The organism is Candidatus Nitrososphaera gargensis Ga9.2 (genome assembly GCF_000303155.1).
Classification (GTDB): Archaea; Thermoproteota; Nitrososphaeria; order Nitrososphaerales; family Nitrososphaeraceae; genus Nitrososphaera; species Nitrososphaera gargensis.
In genome coordinates this window covers 2,174,784-2,196,564 of the sequence record NC_018719.1, presented here as the reverse complement: position 1 = coordinate 2,196,564, position 21,781 = coordinate 2,174,784, and the positions used below count along the sequence as shown (strand labels likewise).

The 21,781-nt window shown below is 47.6% G+C and carries 27 protein-coding genes and 1 tRNA gene; 16 read left to right on the top strand and 12 right to left on the bottom strand.

Translation table 11 applies throughout. The features are described 5' to 3' along the window. Positions 1 to 157: 157 nt before the first annotated feature. On the bottom strand, positions 158 to 640 hold the full coding sequence (locus NGAR_RS13225) for a 50S ribosomal protein L11 (RefSeq protein ID WP_015020278.1): 483 nt from the start codon (positions 638 to 640) through the stop codon (positions 158 to 160). 1,049 nt (positions 641 to 1,689) lie between these two features. Between NGAR_RS13225 and NGAR_RS13220 the strand changes: the two genes are divergently transcribed. The 3 genes from NGAR_RS13220 to NGAR_RS13210 all read left to right on the top strand — a co-directional run bounded on the left by NGAR_RS13220 (position 1,690) and on the right by NGAR_RS13210 (position 3,096). After that, on the top strand, positions 1,690 to 2,502 hold the full coding sequence (locus tag NGAR_RS13220; RefSeq protein ID WP_015020276.1) for a helix-turn-helix transcriptional regulator: 813 nt from the start codon (positions 1,690 to 1,692) through the stop codon (positions 2,500 to 2,502). A 19-nt stretch (positions 2,503 to 2,521) separates the two neighbouring features. Next, a complete protein-coding gene (locus NGAR_RS13215) occupies positions 2,522 to 2,767 on the top strand; it encodes a hypothetical protein (protein ID WP_015020275.1) in 246 nt (81 codons plus the stop codon). A 98-nt stretch (positions 2,768 to 2,865) separates the two neighbouring features. Further along, positions 2,866 to 3,096, top strand: coding sequence for an Lrp/AsnC ligand binding domain-containing protein (locus NGAR_RS13210; RefSeq protein WP_015020274.1), 231 nt, complete (start codon positions 2,866 to 2,868; stop codon positions 3,094 to 3,096). 13 nt (positions 3,097 to 3,109) lie between these two features. On the opposite strand, the gene NGAR_RS13205 is transcribed toward NGAR_RS13210, so the two are convergent. Next, the gene (locus tag NGAR_RS13205) at positions 3,110 to 4,330 is read right to left on the bottom strand and encodes an MFS transporter (protein ID WP_015020273.1); all 1,221 of its coding nucleotides are present in this window, start codon (positions 4,328 to 4,330) and stop codon (positions 3,110 to 3,112) included. Positions 4,331 to 4,520: 190 nt separating this feature from the next. Here NGAR_RS13205 and NGAR_RS17790 point away from each other — a divergent pair, with 190 nt between their 5' ends. From NGAR_RS17790 to thsB, 3 genes are all read left to right on the top strand, one after another. Further along, positions 4,521 to 4,685, top strand: coding sequence for a C2H2-type zinc finger protein (locus NGAR_RS17790; RefSeq protein WP_015020272.1), 165 nt, complete (start codon positions 4,521 to 4,523; stop codon positions 4,683 to 4,685). A gap of 57 nt (positions 4,686 to 4,742) precedes the next feature. Then, positions 4,743 to 5,768 carry a rhomboid family intramembrane serine protease gene (locus NGAR_RS13200; protein WP_148681464.1) on the top strand — a complete coding sequence of 342 codons (1,026 nt, stop codon included), beginning with the start codon at positions 4,743 to 4,745 and terminating at the stop codon, positions 5,766 to 5,768. 80 nt (positions 5,769 to 5,848) lie between these two features. Next, entirely contained in the window at positions 5,849 to 7,525 is a 1,677-nt protein-coding gene (gene thsB / locus NGAR_RS13195; protein ID WP_015020270.1) for a thermosome subunit beta, read from the top strand. 14 nt (positions 7,526 to 7,539) lie between these two features. On the opposite strand, the gene NGAR_RS13190 is transcribed toward thsB, so the two are convergent. Beyond that, positions 7,540 to 7,761 (bottom strand): hypothetical protein, encoded by a 222-nt coding sequence (locus tag NGAR_RS13190; protein WP_148681463.1) that lies wholly within the window; start codon positions 7,759 to 7,761, stop codon positions 7,540 to 7,542. 45 nt (positions 7,762 to 7,806) lie between these two features. Between NGAR_RS13190 and NGAR_RS13185 the strand changes: the two genes are divergently transcribed. Beyond that, positions 7,807 to 8,136 carry a hypothetical protein gene (locus tag NGAR_RS13185; protein WP_015020268.1) on the top strand — a complete coding sequence of 110 codons (330 nt, stop codon included), beginning with the start codon at positions 7,807 to 7,809 and terminating at the stop codon, positions 8,134 to 8,136. A gap of 59 nt (positions 8,137 to 8,195) precedes the next feature. On the opposite strand, the gene NGAR_RS19420 is transcribed toward NGAR_RS13185, so the two are convergent. Together NGAR_RS19420 and NGAR_RS13175 are read right to left on the bottom strand one after the other, a co-directional pair. Further along, positions 8,196 to 8,411, bottom strand: a complete 216-nt coding sequence (locus NGAR_RS19420) for a winged helix-turn-helix domain-containing protein (RefSeq protein ID WP_407637206.1) — start codon at positions 8,409 to 8,411, stop codon at positions 8,196 to 8,198. Positions 8,412 to 8,701: 290 nt separating this feature from the next. Next, positions 8,702 to 9,250, bottom strand: a complete 549-nt coding sequence (locus tag NGAR_RS13175; RefSeq protein WP_015020266.1) for a hypothetical protein — start codon at positions 9,248 to 9,250, stop codon at positions 8,702 to 8,704. A 77-nt stretch (positions 9,251 to 9,327) separates the two neighbouring features. On the opposite strand from NGAR_RS13175, the gene NGAR_RS13170 reads away from it, so the two are divergent. Then, positions 9,328 to 10,497, top strand: a complete 1,170-nt coding sequence (locus tag NGAR_RS13170; RefSeq protein WP_015020265.1) for an aminotransferase class V-fold PLP-dependent enzyme — start codon at positions 9,328 to 9,330, stop codon at positions 10,495 to 10,497. Between the two features lie 3 nt (positions 10,498 to 10,500). Here the strand turns inward: NGAR_RS13170 and NGAR_RS13165 are convergent, their stop codons facing one another. Continuing rightward, positions 10,501 to 10,755, bottom strand: coding sequence for an Lrp/AsnC ligand binding domain-containing protein (locus NGAR_RS13165; protein WP_015020264.1), 255 nt, complete (start codon positions 10,753 to 10,755; stop codon positions 10,501 to 10,503). A 92-nt stretch (positions 10,756 to 10,847) separates the two neighbouring features. On the opposite strand from NGAR_RS13165, the gene NGAR_RS13160 reads away from it, so the two are divergent. Further along, entirely contained in the window at positions 10,848 to 11,480 is a 633-nt protein-coding gene (locus NGAR_RS13160; protein WP_015020263.1) for a cyclase family protein, read from the top strand. Between the two features lie 59 nt (positions 11,481 to 11,539). Here NGAR_RS13160 and NGAR_RS13155 read toward each other — a convergent pair whose 3' ends face one another. Next, on the bottom strand, positions 11,540 to 11,746 hold the full coding sequence (locus NGAR_RS13155) for a hypothetical protein (protein ID WP_148681462.1): 207 nt from the start codon (positions 11,744 to 11,746) through the stop codon (positions 11,540 to 11,542). Between the two features lie 1,029 nt (positions 11,747 to 12,775). On the opposite strand from NGAR_RS13155, the gene NGAR_RS13150 reads away from it, so the two are divergent. Beyond that, the gene (locus NGAR_RS13150; RefSeq protein ID WP_148681461.1) at positions 12,776 to 13,006 is read left to right on the top strand and encodes a hypothetical protein; all 231 of its coding nucleotides are present in this window, start codon (positions 12,776 to 12,778) and stop codon (positions 13,004 to 13,006) included. Here the strand turns inward: NGAR_RS13150 and NGAR_RS13145 are convergent. After that, on the bottom strand, positions 12,990 to 13,805 hold the full coding sequence (locus tag NGAR_RS13145) for a spherulation-specific family 4 protein (RefSeq protein WP_148681460.1): 816 nt from the start codon (positions 13,803 to 13,805) through the stop codon (positions 12,990 to 12,992). The two genes, NGAR_RS13150 and NGAR_RS13145, sit on opposite strands and share 17 nt — an antisense overlap. A 93-nt stretch (positions 13,806 to 13,898) precedes the next feature. Here NGAR_RS13145 and NGAR_RS13140 point away from each other — a divergent pair. Next, a tRNA-Lys gene (locus NGAR_RS13140) sits at positions 13,899 to 13,988 on the top strand. A gap of 131 nt (positions 13,989 to 14,119) precedes the next feature. After that, the gene (locus NGAR_RS13135; RefSeq protein ID WP_015020257.1) at positions 14,120 to 15,610 is read left to right on the top strand and encodes a site-specific integrase; all 1,491 of its coding nucleotides are present in this window, start codon (positions 14,120 to 14,122) and stop codon (positions 15,608 to 15,610) included. 82 nt (positions 15,611 to 15,692) lie between these two features. Here the strand turns inward: NGAR_RS13135 and NGAR_RS13130 are convergent, their stop codons facing one another. Beyond that, positions 15,693 to 15,926, bottom strand: a complete 234-nt coding sequence (locus NGAR_RS13130) for a hypothetical protein (RefSeq protein ID WP_015020256.1) — start codon at positions 15,924 to 15,926, stop codon at positions 15,693 to 15,695. Between the two features lie 479 nt (positions 15,927 to 16,405). Here NGAR_RS13130 and NGAR_RS17785 point away from each other — a divergent pair, with 479 nt between their 5' ends. Beyond that, entirely contained in the window at positions 16,406 to 16,582 is a 177-nt protein-coding gene (locus NGAR_RS17785) for a hypothetical protein (protein ID WP_015020255.1), read from the top strand. 1 nt (position 16,583) lies between these two features. Beyond that, complete coding sequence (locus tag NGAR_RS13125; RefSeq protein ID WP_148681459.1) at positions 16,584 to 17,459, top strand: hypothetical protein; 876 nt, start codon at positions 16,584 to 16,586, stop codon at positions 17,457 to 17,459. A 570-nt stretch (positions 17,460 to 18,029) separates the two neighbouring features. On the opposite strand, the gene NGAR_RS13120 is transcribed toward NGAR_RS13125, so the two are convergent. Both NGAR_RS13120 and NGAR_RS13115 read right to left on the bottom strand, forming a co-directional pair. Continuing rightward, positions 18,030 to 18,488, bottom strand: coding sequence for a hypothetical protein (locus NGAR_RS13120; RefSeq protein ID WP_015020252.1), 459 nt, complete (start codon positions 18,486 to 18,488; stop codon positions 18,030 to 18,032). A gap of 134 nt (positions 18,489 to 18,622) precedes the next feature. After that, positions 18,623 to 18,751, bottom strand: coding sequence for an AbrB/MazE/SpoVT family DNA-binding domain-containing protein (locus NGAR_RS13115; protein WP_187147509.1), 129 nt, complete (start codon positions 18,749 to 18,751; stop codon positions 18,623 to 18,625). Between the two features lie 124 nt (positions 18,752 to 18,875). Between NGAR_RS13115 and NGAR_RS13110 the strand changes: the two genes are divergently transcribed. Both NGAR_RS13110 and NGAR_RS13105 read left to right on the top strand, forming a co-directional pair. Next, positions 18,876 to 19,112, top strand: a complete 237-nt coding sequence (locus NGAR_RS13110) for a hypothetical protein (RefSeq protein ID WP_015020251.1) — start codon at positions 18,876 to 18,878, stop codon at positions 19,110 to 19,112. A 69-nt stretch (positions 19,113 to 19,181) separates the two neighbouring features. After that, positions 19,182 to 19,682: a hypothetical protein gene (locus tag NGAR_RS13105; RefSeq protein ID WP_015020250.1), complete on the top strand. Its 501-nt coding sequence runs from the start codon at positions 19,182 to 19,184 to the stop codon at positions 19,680 to 19,682. 849 nt (positions 19,683 to 20,531) lie between these two features. Here the strand turns inward: NGAR_RS13105 and NGAR_RS13100 are convergent. Continuing rightward, positions 20,532 to 21,749 carry a hypothetical protein gene (locus NGAR_RS13100; RefSeq protein ID WP_015017779.1) on the bottom strand — a complete coding sequence of 406 codons (1,218 nt, stop codon included), beginning with the start codon at positions 21,747 to 21,749 and terminating at the stop codon, positions 20,532 to 20,534. Between the last annotated feature and the right edge of the window lie 32 nt (positions 21,750 to 21,781).

Sequence of the window (21,781 nt, the reverse complement as noted above, 5' to 3'; positions counted from 1 at the left end):
TTATCAGGAATAGTAAAACAAGACAAAAAGCGCTCCGAGGCATGTAATACGCTATTGTTATAGAGGATTATTCTCTGTTATTATGATTTCTATGGTAAAAGTTGGATGTCGGCTCAGCTTTACAGTTGTCGGTTGGTAGTTGCTGTGCCGTTCTAGGTCACTTTAGGAGGTCGTCGTACTTGCCTGCGGCAATGTCTGCATAGACCTCCTTGGCAGGCTTGCCTTCTACCTTGACCCCCATGCTGACGCATGAGCCAATGACTTCTTTGACCGCGCCCCTGACGTCAAAGGCATACGAGCCATCGATCTTCATCTTGGCTATCTTGACTGCGCTGGCCATCGTCAGGTCGCCGGCATAGTTGGTGCCTGCCGTCCCGGAGCCCTTTGGTATGCCTGCCTCCTTGGCAACCAGAGCTGCAGTCGGCGGAATGCCCACTTCGACCGTGAACTTTTTGGTCTCAGAGTCTACCTCTACTTTGACTGGCACCTTCATGCCTGGAAAGTCTTTAGTCTTTTCATTAATGGTATTTACAACCTGCAACACGTTTACGCCCATCGGACCCAGCGCCGGACCCAGAGGCGGACCTGCATTGGCTTCGCCGCCGTTTACCAGCGCGGAAATGGATTTCTTGTCTCCCATATGACAGCCAAGCAGAGGTTTTAGCCAAATTATATGTGTTTTTATGGTTTAGTTATTTAGTTACGACAGTTTATACCTCATTCTCAGACTGAAATGGAACAGACGGCTGAAGACGAACGTATGAAACATACTATCGTGAACATTGTACCGCACATAAATATGAAGGTTGAGGAAATAACTGGTACAACTCGATATAGAATTTCTAAAGATAAGGAGCCGCAATATCGACATCTTCTCAAATTACTTGGAGAATGGAAGCTGATTAACTTTGAAAAGCTGATCCCACTCAATTAAAGCTCGAGCAAATGAGCTATTCGAAGCTGCTATGGGGCTCAATGATAAATTTCAAAATATGCAAATTCATCCCACGGACTTTCTAATTAGATTCGTTTATTCTCCCTTTGATCCCCAAGTCAAGGATCAGTCCTTAGCAAAACAAAGATGCAGTTTGCAATCGCAAAACAAATACAAGATGCCAAGCAGATACAAGAAGTAAAGAAACTATATTTCAAGGTTCCAAAAATGACCTGAAAGAATAGTTCAGGCGGCTGAGCGATTGACAAAAGATTCGGGTTTTCTTGAGGAGCAATACCGCGATATAGACGGCAAGTTCTTAGAAAGATACTGGGATTTATATTTCAAAATGTGTATGTATCTTGAAAAGATAATGTACTTGTCAATATGCCAGCAGCTTTAGAAATTGCGCATAATTGGTAATAGTTTACAATATTATATTTCGCGGTTTCTTTGTACGAGAATTGACAGAGCTTCTTCATTGAAGTAATGTCATTCTATAATCCTATGCGAATACAATCATTAGTCATGCGTCTAAATGTCTCCATGAGTTGGGATGTAGGGCTGTTTGATAGACTTGATTGCTGTTATTGACACAGGTTAATGGCGTTCAATAATTATGCATGTATTTAAGACATAGAATATCAAACGGAGAGGGAGGGTATACTGTGCTAATGCAATAGTATCCTTTTGTATCATCTCTTCATCATGCTTGACACGTTTTTAAACCCGTGGCGTGTGTAAATGCAGCAGGGATGTCTGATCAGCAGCCCAACGAGGGAGTTGGGTCTTTATTCTTCGAGCTTGCCGGCGACCTCCGCCTCTCTATGCTGACAAAGCTGAGCCAAAAGAACTATCGGTTGTCCCAGCTTGCGTCAGAGCTGGACGCCACGATGCAGGAGGCCCACCGGAACATGACTCGCCTTGTAGACTCGGGGCTCGTCGCAAAGGACAAGGAGGGCGAGCTGGTGCTTACTGCCTACGGCAGGACGGTCGTCACCATGATCTCTGGCTATGACTTTTTGTACCGCAACAGGGACTTTTTCCTAGACCACAGCTTGGGCGACCTCCCGCCAAAATTCATCCAGAGGATGGGCGCGTTGCAGAACTGCGAAATAGTGCACGGCGTGATGGCGATCCTGCAGCGCTGGAAGAACCTTTACTCTGAATCTGAAAAATACATCAGGGAGATAATGGCTCAGGTGCCCCTTGACCTCATCGAGACCGTCAGCAGCAGGGTGGAAGCAGGCGTGAAATTCCACTACATTTTTGCGAGCAACTCGGTCGTGCCAAAGGGCAGGACGCAGCTATTGCAGAAAGTCGGCTGGCGCAACTTTATCAGCAAGGGTCTGGTTGAGCGTAGGATGCTTCCAGAAGTCAAGGTGATGATGATCTTTAACGAAAAGCAGGGGTGCGTCTTGTTCCCTAACATGAAGGGCGAGCCAGACCTCAACGTGATGTTTTACGGCGAGGACAAGGAATTCCTTGAATGGTGCGCCGACCTGTTCAATTACCAGTGGGAAAAGGCCGGCCCGTTTGACGAGAGCAAGCTAAAGCACGAAGTCTAGGCCATCATTGGGACGGCACATGAACAAAAAACTTGCTTTTGTAGGTCTTGTGTTGATGCTTGCCGCCATACCGCTTGTGCAGTTCAGCCTTGACAACTATGGCCAGTATCTTGAGCAGCAGGCAGAAGCAGAGCGCCGGGCGCTTGAATATGCAGACACGATATGTTTTGGCGGAAGAGCACTTTTTCCGCAGCTGTATTTTGAAGCATCGATGCATACCTTTTGGCAGGATTGGCTGCAGGTTCAGTTGGAGCGGTACTTGTAGGGTTGAACTGGCGTGAGCTGATAGCTGCTGGCAGCAGCGATTAACTGTACAAGACCTTTTTAGATCAGGTTTTTATACGCCAGACATTATTCAATGCTATGCCAAAAGCTTTTGTTCTCATGAATGCTGAACTTGGAAGCGAGGATTCACTTGTTAATGACCTGAAGAAACTTGACAGCGTCAAGGAGGTCTATCAGGTTTACGGCGTTTATGACATTGTGGCGCAGGTCGAAGCAGACACGATGGAAAAAGTAAAAGAAACGATCACTTGGAAGCTCCGAAAGCTCAATGGCGTCAAGTCCACCCTGACGATGATTGTGATGGAATAAAAACACAGTAGAGTCAGGCTGCGGCTTTAACCACGATCCGCTTGAAGTGTTTGCTCACGAGCGCAAACGACGCGCCTAGGAACGCTATCGCAAGGGTGAACGTGGCTCCATAACCAAATGTCGCCGCAACTTCTCCGGCGGCGATCGATCCTATCAAAAGACCTGAGCCTATTATCGCGCTGTTGACCCCAAGCACGCTTCCCGCCCTGCCGTCCGGGATCATTTTGAAGAGCGACGAGGTAGTGGTGGTGCTCCATATGCTAAAGCCGACTTCGACGGCAACAAACGCGACGACCGTCATGGCTAGTATTGATGCAGGGTTATTGGCAAAGAGAAACGCCGCCACGACTGCAAGCACTATGCCAAACATCCTTGGGAGGTATGCGAGCCTGCCCATCGTCTCCTCGCCGCCCCTTGCCACGAGCCGGTGGTTGAATGGGAGGAAAAAGACCCTTGACATGTGCAGTATGGTATATGCAAGGAACACCTGCGAGTCTGTGACCCCGCTGTCCTTCAGAAACGGCGTGTAGGGTGTGAACAGCAGGTTGCCCGATAGAAAGTACAGGCCAGTGCCGGCAAAGAACAGGAATTCTTTTCTCGACACGCTTGCCTGCAGCTTTGAAAGTGACAGGTCGGCCACCGGCTTTAAGAACATGACAGGCACCTGTCTTAGCCGGTCGACAAGGGCGGCAGGCGACATGGCTATTGCCCTGCGCTTCAGCGTCGCCGGCGGATCCCTGACAAATACAATAGTCAGGGCAAGAGAAGAGATCGCTATCGCAGAGCATATGACCGCGTATGACTGGGCATCGTACTTCATGAGCCACAGGTATCCAGCCACCATCGCGACGACAAGTCCGGCGGCGCTGATAAACGACGTCCAGCTGAATGTCTTGAGCCAGTCCTCCTTCCTTGACTTTTCCATGACAAGCAAGTTTGTGACAGGCGCCGGCCCGACGGAAAAGAACCCGACCAGCGCGGACAGGACCATGAGGACTGGGATGCTTGAGACAAAATACATCGCTCCGCATGTTATTGCAATGGCGGCCGAGCAGGCGGCGATTATGGTCTTGCGCCATTGCATCGCGTCAATCAGCCTACCCCAGAAAACTGCTCCAAGCGTTACTGCCAGATTTGAAAGGAACAGCGCGATCGCCACGTCCCTTACCTGACCGCCGAGCCCAAGCATGTAGATCGGAATGATTGTCGATAAGCCTGACGAGCTCGCGTTCATTGGCAAAAGGTACCATGACCACTTGCGGCTAGTTAGAGGCTCTGAAACTTGCAAATAGGAATCTACTTAACAGTGCCTGACGAAATTCATTTATAAAATTCATCTGGTAGAATATTATATAGGCTTTATACATTATTTGCCAAAACGCAACTTTAATCAATCCCTTAAGCAATCACACACAACAACAGCATTGGGACTCTTTCGAAAAAAAGCCGATGAGCAGAAGGTGTGGAAGTGCCCGCATTGCAACATGACCTTTGACGAAAAGGAGAGGATGAAGCGCCATGTAAGAAAGGCCCACGGCGAAAAGGGTGGCGGCGACATGCCCAACATGAACCCTTTTGGCTTTTCATAGCGCAAAGACTTATTTCTTGTCAGTACACATCCTACAATTAGAGACATAGGGAAAAACATGTTTCCAATCCATGATGACACAGAGCGCGTGCATGGAAGACCGTACCTGAACTACGGCATGATTGCGATAAACGTCATCGTCTTTATCTGGGAGGCGTCGGTCACCAGTTTCTTTACAGACCAGCGCGCAACGGAGGAAATGTTTATGACCTATGGCGCGGTGCCCGACAGGCTTTTCAACGACTTTCCGGCCAGCGCGCCCACCATTCTCACATCAATGTTCATGCACGGCGGCATTGCCCACATCATTGGCAACATGGTGTTTCTGTTCGTCTTTGGCGACAATATCGAGGACAAGTACGGCAGGATAAAGTACATCCTGATATACATCGGATGGGGAGTGGCCGCGGCCCTTGCCCATAGCGCCTATGCAGTATCGACAGGCGAAGGAGAAATTCCTGCAGTCGGCGCGTCGGGCGCGATTTCCGGCATCCTTGGAGCCTACATGGTCATGTTCCCAAGGGCGAGGATCTTTACTGTAATTGCAGCATTCTTCCTCTATACCGTGAGGATACCTGTCCTTATTTACATCCCGCTATGGTTCGCAATGCAGGTGATATTTGCTGTGATAGGTCAGCTGGGACCAGCCGGCACAGCCGGAGTGGCATACCTAGCGCACATTGGTGGCTTTGTAGCCGGCGTAGCAGTCGGCCTTGCATGGAAGGCGCTCCCAGACTCGATAAAATACAAGGAAGGCATCGCGGCCGCAGCAGGAGGTGCCAAGCCGGCATTCAGGGGCCCGATGTTTAGAAAGACCCGGCCCAGAATAGAGGACGTAGCTACGGCTGCGCCAGAGGTCATTGAGGGTCCGGACTATTACGAAGTGATTGCCGAGATCCGCGGCGTGTCGGACGCCTCTGATATTACAGCAAGCTACGACGCCGACAGCCGGCAGGTGAGGATAGTCGCGCACGGCACAAGAAAATACGAAATGTCTGCCAAGCTCCCTGCGACGGCGGTCAACCCCGTGGTGAAATACATCCAGTACCTCAACGGAATTGCCCGGATCAGGCTCACGAAATAATAAAATAACAACGTTGCAGCAAATTTAAAATATCCCGCAAAGGCCCATTAAATTTACAATTTTAGGAGGAATATGAGAAAATGTCAATACAACAGGGATCAGCTGGAGGCGTCCCAGTGCTAATCTTGAAGGAAGGGGCATCGCAGACAAAGGGTCGTGACGCGCAAAAGAATAACATCACTGCTGCAAAGCTGATAGCCGAGATAGTCAGGAGTTCGCTTGGTCCAAGGGGCATGGATAAGATGCTTGTAGACACTCTTGGCGACGTTACAATAACAAATGATGGTGCTACAATTCTAAAAGAAATCGATGTTCAGCATCCTGCAGCCAAGATGATGGTAGAGATAAGCAAGGCAACCGACAATGAAGTTGGAGATGGCACGACCTCTGTGGTGGTGCTTGCCGGCGCGCTCATTGAAAAGGCTGAGGAGCTGATCAACAAGGATGTGCACCCGACTATTATCGTCGACGGCTACAGAAAGAGCGCGACAAAGGCAATAGAGGTATTAAACAGCATCGCTCAAAAGATAGAGGGCAATGAAAAGGCCGAGCTGGCAAGGATAGCCCGGACATCGATGCAGACAAAGCTGGTGTCAAAGGAAGCCGGCGATCTGGCAGACATTGTTGTCACCGCGGCTACTTCTGTAGCCGAGAAGACAGATACAGGCTACAGACTTGATATCGACGACATCAAGGTGGAAAAGAAGGCGGGCGGCAGCATCCGGGACACAAGGCTGATCAAGGGCATTGTCCTTGACAAAGAGGTCGTGCACGGAGGCATGCCAAAGAGGATCGAGAACGCCAAGATTGCCCTCATCAATTCTGCCCTTGAAATCGAAAAGACCGAGTTTGACGCTAAGATAAACATCAATTCTCCAGACCAGATGAAGATGTTCCTTGAGGAGGAAAACCGCATGCTGAAATCGATGGTAGACAAGATCATTGCAAGCGGCGCAAACGTGGTCGTGTGCCAGAAGGGCATGGACGACATCGCCCAGCACTACTTGGCCAAGGCCAACATACTTGCAGTAAGAAGGGTCAAGGAAAGCGACATGAGCAAGATGTCACGCGCCACCGGCGCCCGCGTCGTCAACAACCTTGACGACCTAACCGCAAAAGACCTTGGCAGTGCCGAGTTGGTCGAAGAACGCAAGGTGGAGACCGACAAGTGGGTCTTTGTCGAAGGCTGCAAGCACCCCAAGTCCGTGACCATCCTGATAAGGGGTGGCTCTCAGAGGGTCGTCGACGAGGCAGAGCGCTCAGTGCATGACGCATTGATGGTGTCAAAGGATGTCCTTGAAAAGCCGGCCATAGTGGCAGGCGGAGGCGCTCCAGAAGCCTATGCAGCATCCAAGCTCAGGGAATGGGCAAGCACTCTCTCTGGCAGAGAACAGCTGGCCGCAGAAAAGTTCGCAGAAGCCCTTGAAGTGATACCGCTGTCGCTTGCAGAGAACGCCGGCATGGACCCGATAGACACACTCACCGAGCTCCGCTCAAAGCAGAGCAAGGGAAGCAAGTGGACCGGCGTCGATGCAAGGAACGCCAAGATAGCCGATATGAGCAAGCTGGACGTGGTAGAGCCGCTTGCAGTCAAGGAGCAGATAATCAAGTCCGCCACAGAAGCAGCGTCCATGATCCTGAGGATCGACGACGTCATTGCTTCAAGCAAGTCCGGCGGAGGGCCACCCGCGCCTCCAGGCGGAGGAGGTATGGGTGGCATGGGCGGCATGCCCGGAATGGGCGGTATGGAGATGTAAGATCTCCAACCCTCTCACTTTTTCAGTTCTACCGCAATCACTTCTTTTACCCAGCTCCCTGTCTCTTGCATTCTCGACAGTCTGTCCAAAAAGTCCTGCCAAGAAATGCCACCATATGCGTCAACCCACTCCTTGTAGTGATTAGTTAAACTCTCTAACGCTTTGCCGTGGTGCAAGCAATATCTACTGCCAGACATTGTAGTCCGGTGGCAAGCGGCGCATTTCTGAGTAGTCATGGAAGGTTTATTTAGAGTCTGGATTTTAAGGGTTATAAAGACATCATGCTTACTACTACCCCTTCAAAAGTTGTATGGATCGTTGCGGTAGGGTACCTCGCGTTCTTTTTCGCCCTGGCGTCAGGCATGATAAACGCCATAATTGAGGGAAGGGACTTTGGTGGCTTTATACTCCCAACACGCTCTGTCCAGACGATTGGCGAGACTGTGGTCATCACCCTGATACTTTTCATCGGCATGGCCGGCACCCTTATGCTCTACCACTCTGGAAGGTCGGTAAACCCGCAGGTGCAGAAGGCGCTCCTCATCGCAGGCTTTGGGGTGCTTGGGATTGCCCTTCTTCTTGGGTTCATACTGGTAGGCGTCAAACTCTAGATCTACATCTGATTCTTTTCTTCTTTTCAAAAGTGCAATAGGCAAAAACTGAAAAGGTACTAAAAGTCATGTATGTGCAGTCTGCGGATCTGTTTGTATGTGTTCAGAAAATTTATGCCCTTCTCTGTTGTCCTATAGACATGATCAATGCTGTCATACTCTAGCAGGCCGCTTAGAATGAGTAAATTGACATGCTGCTTGAGCTTGCTATAGGAAACATAGGTGTTGTACATTAACTTCGTTTTTGAAATCCCGCCCATAGACGACTCTAGGATGCGTACTGTTTCGCTAATGTGGCTTCCAAGAGCATGGTTATGGATCCTATATTCTTGATAGCAAGAATGACCTGTTTGCTTTTTATGTTATTCCCTGTCAGATTTAGGGTAAACAAGAGGTCACAACTGTCGCATTGATAAATTCCTGGATTCACTTTTGTCTCTATTTTATGCGAGAAAGATGCATAAATATCTTCTATTGGGTACTTCTATAATGATCTACCTGAGAATGGACATCAAGCATACTCTTGATGCAATGCCCATTATGCGGTCACATCCTTCGGCAAATATCAAATTGTGATCAGGCTATCTTTATAAACCAGCCGCGTTCCTGCCGGTATCGATTCGTGCCCTATCACCGTCACGGCAAGGTCGCGCTCTATCCGCTCGATGCTCAGCTTGGCTGCGCTCTTGCGCTGAAGCAGCCTCCTGCTGGCCGGCGACTGGACCCATCCGCCATCCTTCCTGTAGCGCAGCATGCTTGTCGCAAGCACTGGGATATTTTGGTTCACGCCGTGCCTAACAAGTAGCATCAAGAGCACGGCAAGCAGGTGGTTCAGGCCGCCCGTCCGCTCCTGCGCGCGGAAGAGGTTGTAAAAGCTGTTGACAGAGTCGAATATCACAAGCGAGCTTGTCCCCATTGATTCAAGGACGTCCTTTACCATTGGGACGAGCCGGCCTTCAGAAGGCAGGTAAATGTCGACACTGTTTTTTGCCTGAACAAGCCCGGCGTTGAAATATGCGGTGAACGTCGTGTCAAGGTCGATATAGGTCACCTTCTCAAACTGCGACACGAGGTGCGCTGCAAAGCACAGCTTGGCGTACGGGTCGCCGAACATTAGCGTATTTAAGCCACGCGTGCTCAATATCCTATTATCAGACAATTGCTGCTCTATTGCAGGAGGTTAGATATAATATGAGTGACATTGACGATCAGATAAGGCGTGACTTTGCAGTAACAAAAAAGACCATCTACATGAACAACGGGGCCATTGCCCCAACGCCACTGTCCACGATCAAGGCAGTGACGGATTTCCTGCTGAAATGCGCAGAGGCCGGACCCGACGCGCCCCAGACTTTTGACTATGTCATGTCCTTGCTTGACGAGCTGCGCACAAGGGTGGCCCACCTGATAAACTGCGAGCGCGACGAAGTGGTGCTTGTGCAGAGCACTACCGAAGGGCTCAACATGGTGGCAAACGGCATCGGTTGGCAGGCAGGCGACGCAGTAGTAGTGAGGGGCGGCAGGCACGAGCACTATGCCAACTACCTGCCGTGGGTCTCGCTGTCGCAGAGAAAAGGCGTACAACTGAGGGAGCTTGCCATAGACGGAGAAACCGGCTACTTCGACCTTGCAGACCTTGAAAAATCGATCAAGGGCGCGAGGCTTGTCACCATGAGCCACGTGCTGTACAACACTGGCGCGATAATGCCGCTTGAAGAGGCTGGCAGGATCGCGCAGGAAAATAACGCGCTGTTCTGCGTTGACGCGGCCCAGAGCGCCGGCACAATTCCAATCGACGTGAAAAAGATCGGCTGCCACTTTATGGCGTTTCCCGGTTTCAAGTGGCTCTGCGGCCCAACTGGCATCGGGGTGTTCTACTGCAGCAAAAAAGCGTCTGAAATGCTGACCCCGCCGTCCATCGGGATCGAATCGGCCATGCTTTCAGAGCAGAACATCATTGCGTACTTTGATATGCCTACCAAGTTTCAGGCGGGCTTTCGCAACTTTCCCGGTGCCGCCGGTCTTGAAGCCTCGCTGAGGTACATCCTCAGGATAGGTCTAGAAAATATCAGGAAAAAGAACATGAAGGTGGCAGGCGCCCTTCGCGACGAGATAGGCAAGATCCCCGGCGTCAGGCTGTATGGGCCGGGCGACGAGAACAAGCGGACATCGATTGTCACTTTCATGACGCCGGCAGCCGATTCGTCAACAATAGTGAAAAAGTTGGAACAGGACAACATAATATTTGCCGCAAGGGATATCGGAGGTGGAAAGAAAGCGGTAAGGGCAGCGCCCCACTTTTTCAACAGCGAAGAGGAAGCGGCGACTGCTGCGAGCTATGTCAAGGGACTGCTCCGATGACCATTATTTCTTCTTCTGCTCGCCCTGCCCTTCGATCACAATCATTGTCAGCGTTGACCTGACTTTGTCAATGCGCCTGACATGCCACGTTATAGTTTCGCGGAGCTTGTCCATCGAATCTGATCTGATTTTGGCGATGATGTCGTACACTCCATAGACTCCGGAAACCTCAACAGCTTCTGGCAGCTTTTTGATTTCGCGGATAATTTCTTCTTCAGAACCAAGGTCGCAGTTGATAAGCACATATGCTGTTGGCATATGGAATTATGGTGCTGTGAGTAATTAAACAGATCGTATTATTCTCTCTCACGCAGAGTTATTAATGACATTCTGCCTCCAAAAGTTGGCATATGGTGAGAGTGATCGACCTAACAATGAGGATTACGCCCTCGATAAGGGTCTTTCCCGGGTCGCCTCAGCCTTCATTCATCCCATGGTCTAGGTTCGATTCCCACGGCTACGACTCTGAGGCAGTTTTCATGAGCACCCACACGGGCACGCATGTCGACGCCCCTTCCCACTTTGCCCCCTGCCTCGCAAGCATCGACATGGTTCCTGCAAGCAGACTCGTCTGCAGCGCCGTCCTGATAAAAGCGCCAAAGGGGGCAAACCAGCTGATAGAGCGCGAAGATTTTGAGAACGAGCCAGTAAGAGAAGGAGAAGTGGTGATGATCGCCACAGGCTGGGAAAAGCGTGTGGCCAAGAGCAACTATATGACTGAAAACCCGGGGCTGTCAGAGCAGGCCGCAAGATACCTTGCTAGGAAGAAGGTCAACGCTGTTGCAATCGATGGACCAAGCATCGACGCAGGCGCTGACAGCAAGTTTACTGCGCACAACATCCTACTGCCGCGCAGCATACTGGTCGTAGAAAATCTTTGCAATGTAAGCAAGATATCGATGACACGATTCACGTTGGTTATCAGCCCACTCAAGCTGGGCGGCGCGACAGGGTCGCCGGCACGCGTACTTGCACTCGTGTAAAAAGGTTAGAGTTAGCTAACTATTTTGGCGTGGCAAAGTAAGTCCGACTTTATCCTGCTTTATATGTCTCCAATTGACGTTTTCCTTGTCTCTAGGATTTCTCTATTCTTCACATGGCGTTGCCTGTCCTTCATCCTTGTCCGCGAACTCTTGCCCGTCCTTCTTGCAGCCGAGCCTTTCGCACTCCTGCCAGCCGCCTTTCCTTTCATCCGTTTAGCAGCCCTCCTTGCAGTCCTGTTCGAAACATTCGATCTGGCCCTAGCCATGCCCTGGAATGTGCCAAATGATATTTAGCAAGCATGAATGCCAGTTCTAGATCAAACGCCCAGTAGGGGTATATCTATCACATCATCTGTCACATTTTTTGTCAAATGCTGACGATCACAGTAGCAACAACACATCGTCGATACTACGACAGCCCTGCTATTACGTGCAAGTGCCACGCTCTGGCAGAGTGTGATGCGACTCTACCAATTACTAAATATCATATTTGCCGTGCTTATTCATGGCAAGAAACAGGAGAAGCAACAAACAGTATGATAGAAACGCTGCCAAGGACAAGAGCACAGATTCCAATAAAAACAAAAAGAAGGGCATGGCTCGAAGGAAAATAGGCTAATCGGCAAGTGCCGTATTTATTATATGATGTCTATAGAGACTACTACATACAAAGAGCGAAAATAGCCGCCTACATCCCAATATGTATGATCTGTTACGCAATTAGAAATGACGAAGCAGTTCCAAAGGAAGCAATGCCGCTCATGTGGAGAAAAGGTTGTGCCCAAGGGGGTATGCCTGCAGTGCAACGAGCCCAGCATGGTCTGGTGTGAAGCCTGCTTTCTTGTAGAAGAATATCTGCATGTCGGACATACAGAATTAGACCTGTTCTGACAGGTCTGGCAAAAAGCTATATGCAAGCTCTTCTAGTCATCATAGTCGACTATGTAGAACCCTGCATGGCCAAAGGTCAGGGAATGAGGTCTATAGTTATTGTCCAGCTCTTGTCGGTTGGCTCCTGAGACTTCGAATTTGCAATTATAGCATACAGCTTTCATCTGTCAACGATCTCTTCTTTGATCGATGTGGTTTGCTTGGAATGATATAGATTAGTCTGTCATTATTTTGACTACTGTCTTGGTGTTCGACAGAAGGCGCACGCCATAAAAAACAGGCAACTAAATTTTGGCTGCGTCCAGTTGAAGGTGTTAAACTACTATACAGTCATATAGAGACAACATCAAGAACCACCTTGCAACAACCTTTTTAGAGCAAGCGCTAAACTCATGCGCATGGAGTTGGAACGCCCACGAAAAATGGAGCTCCTGCACACGCCCAAGTCAGAGTTGCTGAGGCTCATGAGGGAAAATTCCCTGACAGTAGACGAGGTCGTCTTTCTATTCGGATCAAACAAGCTGGCTGCGGCCGACGTCAGGATGAACGCGCCAACCATTTGCGACAAGCTGCTGACGATCTTTTTGCGACAAGCTGCAAATCGCGCTACCGTCCCGCCTATGACTGCTGCCTAGCTTTTCTTTCCTCTTCCACCTGCAAAGCATAGCTGTCAAACCATGCCGGTAGGTCGATGTATTTGTCTGTGGAAAAGTGGTATCCTATGCCTGCGCTCCATGCCTCTGCAGTCTTGCTCATGGCGTTTGACTCGCTGATACAGGCTGTGCAGTATTCATTGCTCGATACCCCCATGAAGCGCGACGGCAGGTACTTGTCCATCCACGATATCTGGTCGTGGTACACCCACTCTTCCTCTAGGCTGACGATGTCGGAGATCTGCATTATGCTCTCATTCACTTTGTAGTGGCCGGGATTCATTATGGCGAGTTTGTCCTGCCCGTGACTTTTGATATGCTGGTAGACTGCGGCATAGTAGCTGTGCTCGGCGTCCGTTTCGATGTTGGTCACTTCATCCACAAATATGCCGTCAACTCCTGACGCCATCTGGCTGTCAATGTCGGCCCTGACAGCGTTCAAGTCACGCGCGCCGTAATCCGTCCAAGTGTACGTCAGCACCTTGATGTCTGCTTCGCTGAACTGCCAGCGCACGTCCGGTGTCAGGTTAAGCTCGCCATCGGGAAAAGAGTGCGGCACTATCACGAGCTCGGGCTTGGCTGCCAATATCCTTGATGCCTGATCAGTCATCGCGCCGTTTTCATCAACCAGATGCCCATAGTAGATGACGTACAAGTTCTCCGGGTTTGCAGGCGACACCTTTACAAACGGCAGCATGATTGGAGCGGCGACCGCGCAAGCAAGGGCTACTGAAGCAATGACTATTATAGCGAAATAGGACTTCTTTTGAGTAGATTGCACCTGTATTAATAGAATCCGTACTTTTTATGCTGAAGCATTTTGTTAATGACGATATACCATTAAATTATGCTCTGTAGGAGCGTAAGTTGCTCTGGGCCCGTAGCTCAGCCAGGTAGAGTACCGGACTTTTAACTGCAATAGAAAGAAATCCGGCTGTCTCGGGTTCGAATCCCGACGGGCCCGCTCACTTATCGGGTTCTAATAACCACTGGTAAATTTTTTCACCAGAAGGATATTAGCGGCGGCAAAACTTTCCAAAAGAGACAGATCAAGGCTATAGGCAAGAAAACTTCATTCAAAGGAGCTGCAACCACATGCCGATAACGCTTGCAACTCTGCAATCAAAGATTCAGAGCGAAGTACAAAGCCGTATAAATGCAAGGCTAGTTAAAGAATACGACGCCTTTCATGAGCTGAATAGGATTTCCGAGAGCAGACGAAAGAACAACCTCAAGGGAATTATCTATTATTCCAAGTGGTTAGCCAGCAAATATCCATCAATGACGCTGTACAAAGTAAACAATAGAGAGCTTCACATACTGCCTTTCCTGAACCAATATAGAAAGACAGCAAAGCAAGATCCTGAAGAGAAATGGGTAACAACATGGAACGATTATCGAAGCAGGCTGATCCACTTTTTCAGGTGGCTTCATAACACAAAGATGAAGGGTAAGGCTAGTGATGAAGTTCCAATAGAGGATTGGGAAACACCAGACTTTGTAAGGATAAAGAAGCAAAAGACAAAGCGAAAAAATACATACTCTGTCAGCGAGACATGGGAGCGAGACGAAATACTAACTATCCTGCCATATGAGATCAAGATGCGAAACAAAGCCATAATTGCAACTCTGTGGGATTTAGACGGTAGGAATCATGAAGCAGCAAAGATGAAAAACAAGAACGTTAGGTACTTAGAAAAATGCGCTTTGGCTGAGGTACCGTTTCAGACAAAGACGGGCGGCGGCCCTGCTGTACTGAGGATGGCCTTCTCCTATCTTTTAAAGTGGAAACTTGAACATCCATTCAGAAACGATCCTGAAGCTCCATTATTCTGCAATACGAGAAGCGATCATTTAGGCGAACCCCTCGATCCTGACTACATCTGGCGAATAACCGACAACCTCAAGAAGAGGATAAAGAAGCTGGTTGAAACGGGAGCCATCAAAGACGAGAAGGAAAGGGAAAAGCTTGAGTTTCTACTTAGAACAAAGAAATGGAACCCGTATTGCTTTAGGACTTCTGCAATACGTGAGGATGCAACCTATCTTTCACATTTTGCACTAACACAAAAAGTCAGATGGGTACCTAATACCAGACAGGCATCAAAGTACATGGCACAGACACTTAGTAAGGATGTTGTAAATACCATTCTCGCTCATGATGGCATAGTCGTTCAAGAATCGAAACCTAGAGCTGTAATAAGCAATTGCCCAAGATGTCAAGAAGTGAATCCTCTCGAATATGATATATGTTCAAGATGCAGTTATCCACTCACTGAAAGGGGATTCCAGCAAATAAAAGAAGAAGAGGATTCGATGAAGAAGCAGCTTGAGGAAATGCAAAAAAGGCAACAGAAAATAGAAGCAGAGCTCAACAGTATGCATCATATTACTAGATTTGCTTCATTGGTATCTGCCAGCCCAGACGGTATGACAATAGATGAATTGATGATGGCCCTAAAAAGCTCTGAGCTTGAGAAAGTTGCAAGTGACATGAAACGAGATATGGACATGACCATAACAAAAATGGCAGGTGGAAAAGTTAAAGTACAATTCGCTTATCAGGCAGCAAAGGTTAAGAGATAATGCGGAAGCCGTTTCCACATCCTTCTTTTCATTTTACACGCCGAATGTAGTTATTTAAAAAATAAGAGAGGAAATAGCAGGATCAGAATTCCAATGTCACACAGATCGTTATTGTGATGTATAACGCACCTTGATCATCCTTGCTGAGTCGATAGTCAAGTACCTTATTGTCGATCTTCAGCTTTGCTGCAACCTTGCTTAGTGCTGCCTCTATCTCTCCCTTCCTTGCTTTTTCTAAACTGGGAACAATTCTTGTAAATTCCTGTTGGACAGCTTTTTTGAGATTTGCAACGGGTGATGCTTGCAGTTCTTCCATACTACCATAAAGAGAGTTGAATCATAATACTAATCCCAGAAATATTTGTATAAGTCGTACATGCTGCGGTCTTATCTGTTGCATCTGATCATTCACGAACTGAATTGAGCAGCCCATTAGTTTTATCTTGGAAAATTCTTCTACCAATATAAAAGCCCAATCGTAGAGTTAAATCTTGCGGCTGATAAGACGACGACGAAGAATAATGGCAAGTCAACAACTTGTCAAGACACCAAGATCAGTAACATGCGATAATGAGTTGGAATACATCGGGCAGTCACAATTTTTTGCGACTTGCCCTATGTTTCGGAAAAATGTAAAGCTGATCAGACCAGCAGGAAAGGTGAGCAAAAGATGAGAGGATTTAGCACACTAGATTCAATCCCTGCCTACCAAGCCAGGACTGAATCTAGCGGCCGCAGTCATGAACAAGGATGGTACTACCATACGTCATGGGCTGACGTAGGAGGTTTTGCTTCATGACTGAAGGGAATTCCACTTCCAACGATAAAACGATTGCTGATATTCGCTCAGCAATCCTTCAGGGCAAGTACAGAATATCAGACGAATTTCTAAATCTGGTACTGGCAGGGTTCTTGCAAATTGCGATAACAGTAGAACCGCTTGACATGTTGACAGTGTGTGAGCGTGAGTAAAATGGCAAAGTACAGCCCAACCAGAGCAGAGCAGCAAAGACTGATTAAGCATTTACTATGGGTATCGCAAGACGGAAAATGTAAGATTTGCAAAAAGGACAAGACAGAGAATGGAGGAGTCATAGAACATCATAACGGGGATAAAGCTGATTATAGCCCTGAGAACATAGGCTTTGTCTGCTATTCCTGCAATCAGCGCAAGCGGCCTGATTATTGCCAACAGGGTTCGGTGTCAAGTGGTAAAAGTGTGTGTGTGAATACAAATGCAGAAGCAACAGACAGCGAGCAGTACAGAGACAGAATAAGGATAAAAAAAGCACCCCTTGAAATCGAAATCAACAGGGATTCAGAACCTACAGTACGGCGTTATCTATGGGAAAATATCGGAAGATCAGAAGGCTTGACAGTTGAAGATGCTGTCAATGAATCGGCAGAGAAGGCGGATTGCAGCCCAGTAACATCAAGAAGACACATAATGAAAGCATGTTCACTAGCAGGGCCATTCAAGATTGAAGAGTTTCAGAACAAAGATTACATACTTTTGAGAGATGGCTATAGCCCTTCTCTACAATCAAGGTTGGGGCAGCTGGACTCCCAGATAATGAAGGAAAGAATTGCAAAGGCAGAAGAAGAGAAAAGGCAGAAGGAACAGGAATTACTTGCAAAGGCAGAGCAGCTAAAAGAAACTGAAGAGCAGCAGCAGAAACTAACAAAATCATTTAACAAGAAATGCCTTGAGGTTGAATTACTCCAAAAACTTCTGAAAACAAAGTACGGACTCACTGAAGAGCAGATTCAGAAAGAACTTGGGGGAATGACAAAGGTGCTAGTGAATAATGAGGATAAGACAACAAGTCAAAGACCACATGGAATATGACCTTACACAATTCTTTGCCAAACTCTGCTCTTCTTGCAGGGAGCAAACAAAACAACTTAAAAACAGATGTCGCCGCTGCTATAACATCATCACTCATATCAAGCATAACAAGCTCAGGATCAGAATAGACAAGTGCGTGCATTGTGCCAAGCCAGGTAATGATCCAAGAAAAGGAATCTGCGAAAGATGCGAAAGGTCAATTCATGACCCAGCCTCTGGAATAACCCGTACTTGTCTTTGAATATGTGATTCGGATTTAGATGCAAGTACGGCAACGGTAGAACAGATCAGGCAAGCCGCTCATGAATACTGCTTGTCATGCCAGACAACGGCTTCATCAGGCCGCAAAGCTCTAGGGGAAAAAGGGTTCAACTCCTAGCGTAATCCAAGCAAGCCAGCTTTACCTGGGAAGGTATTTGAAAAGTGACAGTCATTAATGAAAAGGACTGAATTAAGTCAAAGCAAAAGACTTGCATTAAAAGGCAACAAAGGTGTTATACGAATGACTTCTTAGAATCAATGAGATTAGCTGGCTATCGAAAGGTAAGGATAGCTGCTGGATCAAGATGATTAGCCAAGCTTGAAACCTATCCCGCCGATTATTTGCACAATAGTGCCCATAACATTGGATGCATTTCCCTTCAACATGCCCTCAAATCTCTGCATTAACGATTCTTGACCAAGATTTACAGCTATTACAAATTCTTGATCTTGAAAATTAGGGTCTTTAATTGTATATGTCATTGTGCCCTCATAAGCAAGACGATCATCATGACCGATTTTCATTTGGTACACTTTGCCATGCAGTATAGCCTGCGACTGGTTGATTCTTTTTGCTTCTATAGTTACCAGATAGCCATCACCTGATTCGAAATTCTTCTTGACATACTCGATTTGCTTTTTCAGGGGCAAGGGCTTTTTCTTTGCAATTTTGTTAGTGATAGTTGTCGGTTGTGTAGTTGAGATGTTTACCATTTCAACTGGTTTAGCCTTAATTGAGTCTGCTGCTGAGGGTTTCGTCTCTTCCATTATTTCCTAGTATCAGCAAATGATCCTTAAATGCATCTCTCTAAGTTATCATTCTATCACCTGAATTTACCAGCCAACCGAAATGATCCTAAGAATTATCAGTGTGATTATTATCGAGATCACTTCTCATTAGGTCAAACGTCAGTACTTTTTGCGATGTATATCCTGCCGCCTTCTTCAATGAAAGCTATAGAATCACCGCCTTTCAGCTTTAGTTTCTCTCTTACCTTCTTTGCAATAGTAATCTGAAACTTGTGACTCATTGGGCTGACACTGAGTATTTCACGCTTACTTTCCTTGCTGGACATACTTGGGATTGAAAGAATGTATAGTAGGAAAGTTCTTTAGGATGTCCAAAGGATACAAAGGTAACAAAGGAAGCAGGGTTTGATAGCAAAACAGATTGCTACAAAGCATGTCTGGAAGCTCGTAGGGATTGGGATGATAGCATTTGGAGTCCTTATTGCTTTGCCGATTGGAATACCTCATGCTAACGATAGGACTGGTTTAGGGTGGTTCTTTACGGCAGGCGTCTTCATGATAGCGGCGGGAGTTTTCATCATGGCCGCATACGTTGACAGGGCAGTACGCAGACATAGAAAGAAATTCTTTGAGGGAACTTGACAGTATATGCCTATTGATAATTACACTTGGCGCAATTGCAGAAAGTGTGGACACCGATATTCATCTAACTTGCGAAATATCTGCCCCCGGTGTGGAGCCAGAGGAAAAATAGTCTCCGGCAAGATCGTAGCAGCGGCCATTGTCGGCATAGCAGGGTTAGTTGCAGTATATTATGCTCTGTTCAACAGCGAGGGAATATCGACTATCCAGAACGTTTTGAAAAGTACCACTAATGAGGATGTCTCTGTTTTGCCAAGTGGTGGTGCTGCTTCAAGGACACCAATTGCAACCTACAGGTATTGCTATAGCGCAATTCGTGGTGACTTGGGGAAAAATGGGTATATTGATACTCAATGTTATGAAAAGTTCTTTGCCCCATTTATGAGAGAAGTTGATAATGATGAACTTGCAAATTTCAAGTTTACTCTTCCGTACGAGTTGAGTGACATGACAACAATACGCACTGAGAGCTCCGTCTATAAATATGGAGAGAATGAGTTTGAACTCGGACTATACGATCAGGTCGGCGAAAAGCGTTATCATGTAAAGTTGTGGGAATACCCGCACTAACGCTTGTATATGACCCGAATTTAACAATGTGTGCACGGCAGGATATTTGGCCAACAGACAGCCTTTCCTCAGCTGTGCTAGATGATTGAATTTCTAGTCCCATTACGTTATATTCTGTCTAGTGACCTGTGAATACGAAATAGACCATTTTTGCTGCTAGCTCGATTAACTCATGGTTCTCTGATACGGTTTCCTTGAACTTCTTTAGTTTTGTTCTTTTATCCTGTTCATTTATAATGTCCTGCGTTCTCTGTTTGGGTTGCTTACCAAGTTGTTCAAACTCCTTTAGAGCATTATCTATTACGCTTTCAACTAATCCGATTCCAGATTCAGATATTCTGACACCATCGGGCCAGCTCCGTACTTGCCAAACATGTGTTCCTTTGATCAGGCCAACTTTCTCAAGATAAATTAAATCGGCACGAACAATATTTTCGCCAACACCAACAAGCCCGGATTCCTCTACAAATGCTTCATCAACAATTACCCAATTCCCGAAATTACCAAGTATTCATCGTATAGGAGAGTGAGCATTTTGAATCTTATCTCGTTGTGGTATTTTGCCAGTTCCGCATTACGACTTTCCACAAATCTTATTCCCATTGCGTCTATGCCTACGTTGATGGGATAACTTGCATGTAAAGCTCTGATCCCCTTTACATAATGATTCCTTTCAAGGAAATCAAAATGTGCTTAAGTACCCTTGAATCTAAGGTTAAACCACTCTCATTGATTATCCCATCGGTAACGATGTTATGGCTAAAGTAGCCTTCATCATAGAACCTATTATACAATGGTAGCAAAAGCTTGTACCGTATTTCATCATTATCCATTATCAGTACCTGGCAATTAGCCACCATCAATTATAACTGACCTGCTGTTTTTGATCTGTACCGAGTACACCGCGCCGTATTTCTGCTCCAGTCCCAGCCGCAGAAAAAGCAGCATATGAAAGTACGTAAATTCTGCATCGTATCTTCTCCCGTACCTTCCGCGCGTCGCCTTGCTGAGGTACTGCCACTTGATGTACACCCACTCATTCTGTATAACAAGCGATGCCAGAACATAGAGGAAGCGCAGTGCTGGACTCCTGGATGACGTCCTGGCCCTGCTCTTTCCCATCGCCCTGTATGACGATTCTATGCCAAATCTCCTCCGGTACTCGTCAAACATCCGCCCTACCGGGATATTGACAAGGCCTGCGGCATAGTACATGTACTGGACGCCGCGTTTCTTCCTGTACCTTTTCTTCCGGTATTTGGCAACGGCATACAGCCTGAATGTGCATTTCTCGCCGGTGGCAGAATCTGTCATTTCGCAGTCCGGTACGACGAAACTATCCCTTCTTTTCCGGGTCAGTCTGGATAACGTGCCGCCTTTCCTGCCTCTTGGAAAAGCGGCTATGATGTACGGGATACGCATGGAATTGAGGTAGCTCATTACAGCTGCTGTAAAGAACCCCTTGTCAAGGAACAGGCATTTTATCACGATGCTCGCCTTCTGTACCTCTGCAAGCAGGTACCTGACTACTCCAACCAGTGCTTCCCCCTCCCGGATGTACCTGGTGGCCAAGGTGAACCTCCTTCCATGGAGCATCACGTAGGCGCTGGCGTACGTGAAAAAGTGGGTCGTGCCGCTCCTGGCCCTGCCGCGTCTGACATCCCCCTCATTCTCAGGCTCGCCGTGGTAGGGAACGTCTGTCATGTCGATGGCTATGTCGACAGCTCGATTGTGCAGGGTCTCCGCCACCCTTTTCTGCAGCAGCCTGTTGGCGGCCGACTGAATCCACGAAATGTCAATCTTGGACACGTGGTACTGGACATCCCTCCTGGACGGGGTGCTGGCCAGAGTACAGCAGGCTTGTGTTATGGATGTCCCACCGGTACAGGCATAGACCACAGAATTTGCTATATCGACTACTGAATACCGCCTTTTTCTGAAATCGGCTGGCCTGAAGACTGGCAGCAGTACGTTTACTGCATTACCAAGTACTCTCTCATGTGTCAAAAAATGTTTGTCGGTAGGTTCTTGGGTAAATGTACCGCACTGGATTGGCAGGGTTCTCACAAACCATGCGTCTCTGGTGGCAGCTTTAGCTG

Coding starts and splice junctions, on each gene's coding strand:
- NGAR_RS13210 (WP_015020274.1), top strand. CDS start 2,866: ATGCCAAAAGCTTTTGTTCTCATGAATGCTGAACTTGGAAGCGAGGAT.
- NGAR_RS13120 (WP_015020252.1), bottom strand. CDS start 18,488: ATGGAAGAGACGAAACCCTCAGCAGCAGACTCAATTAAGGCTAAACCA.
- NGAR_RS13170 (WP_015020265.1), top strand. CDS start 9,328: ATGAGTGACATTGACGATCAGATAAGGCGTGACTTTGCAGTAACAAAA.
- NGAR_RS13205 (WP_015020273.1), bottom strand. CDS start 4,330: ATGAACGCGAGCTCGTCAGGCTTATCGACAATCATTCCGATCTACATG.
- NGAR_RS13130 (WP_015020256.1), bottom strand. CDS start 15,926: ATGGAAGAACTGCAAGCATCACCCGTTGCAAATCTCAAAAAAGCTGTC.
- thsB (WP_015020270.1), top strand. CDS start 5,849: ATGTCAATACAACAGGGATCAGCTGGAGGCGTCCCAGTGCTAATCTTG.
- NGAR_RS13200 (WP_148681464.1), top strand. CDS start 4,743: ATGTTTCCAATCCATGATGACACAGAGCGCGTGCATGGAAGACCGTAC.
- NGAR_RS13155 (WP_148681462.1), bottom strand. CDS start 11,746: ATGGCTAGGGCCAGATCGAATGTTTCGAACAGGACTGCAAGGAGGGCT.
- NGAR_RS13175 (WP_015020266.1), bottom strand. CDS start 9,250: ATGTTCGGCGACCCGTACGCCAAGCTGTGCTTTGCAGCGCACCTCGTG.
- NGAR_RS13215 (WP_015020275.1), top strand. CDS start 2,522: ATGAACAAAAAACTTGCTTTTGTAGGTCTTGTGTTGATGCTTGCCGCC.
- NGAR_RS13125 (WP_148681459.1), top strand. CDS start 16,584: ATGGCAAAGTACAGCCCAACCAGAGCAGAGCAGCAAAGACTGATTAAG.
- NGAR_RS13115 (WP_187147509.1), bottom strand. CDS start 18,751: ATGAGTCACAAGTTTCAGATTACTATTGCAAAGAAGGTAAGAGAGAAA.
- NGAR_RS13135 (WP_015020257.1), top strand. CDS start 14,120: ATGCCGATAACGCTTGCAACTCTGCAATCAAAGATTCAGAGCGAAGTA.
- NGAR_RS13220 (WP_015020276.1), top strand. CDS start 1,690: ATGTCTGATCAGCAGCCCAACGAGGGAGTTGGGTCTTTATTCTTCGAG.
- NGAR_RS17785 (WP_015020255.1), top strand. CDS start 16,406: ATGACTGAAGGGAATTCCACTTCCAACGATAAAACGATTGCTGATATT.
- NGAR_RS13165 (WP_015020264.1), bottom strand. CDS start 10,755: ATGCCAACAGCATATGTGCTTATCAACTGCGACCTTGGTTCTGAAGAA.
- NGAR_RS13225 (WP_015020278.1), bottom strand. CDS start 640: ATGGGAGACAAGAAATCCATTTCCGCGCTGGTAAACGGCGGCGAAGCC.
- NGAR_RS13160 (WP_015020263.1), top strand. CDS start 10,848: ATGGTGAGAGTGATCGACCTAACAATGAGGATTACGCCCTCGATAAGG.
- NGAR_RS13185 (WP_015020268.1), top strand. CDS start 7,807: ATGCTTACTACTACCCCTTCAAAAGTTGTATGGATCGTTGCGGTAGGG.
- NGAR_RS13190 (WP_148681463.1), bottom strand. CDS start 7,761: ATGACTACTCAGAAATGCGCCGCTTGCCACCGGACTACAATGTCTGGC.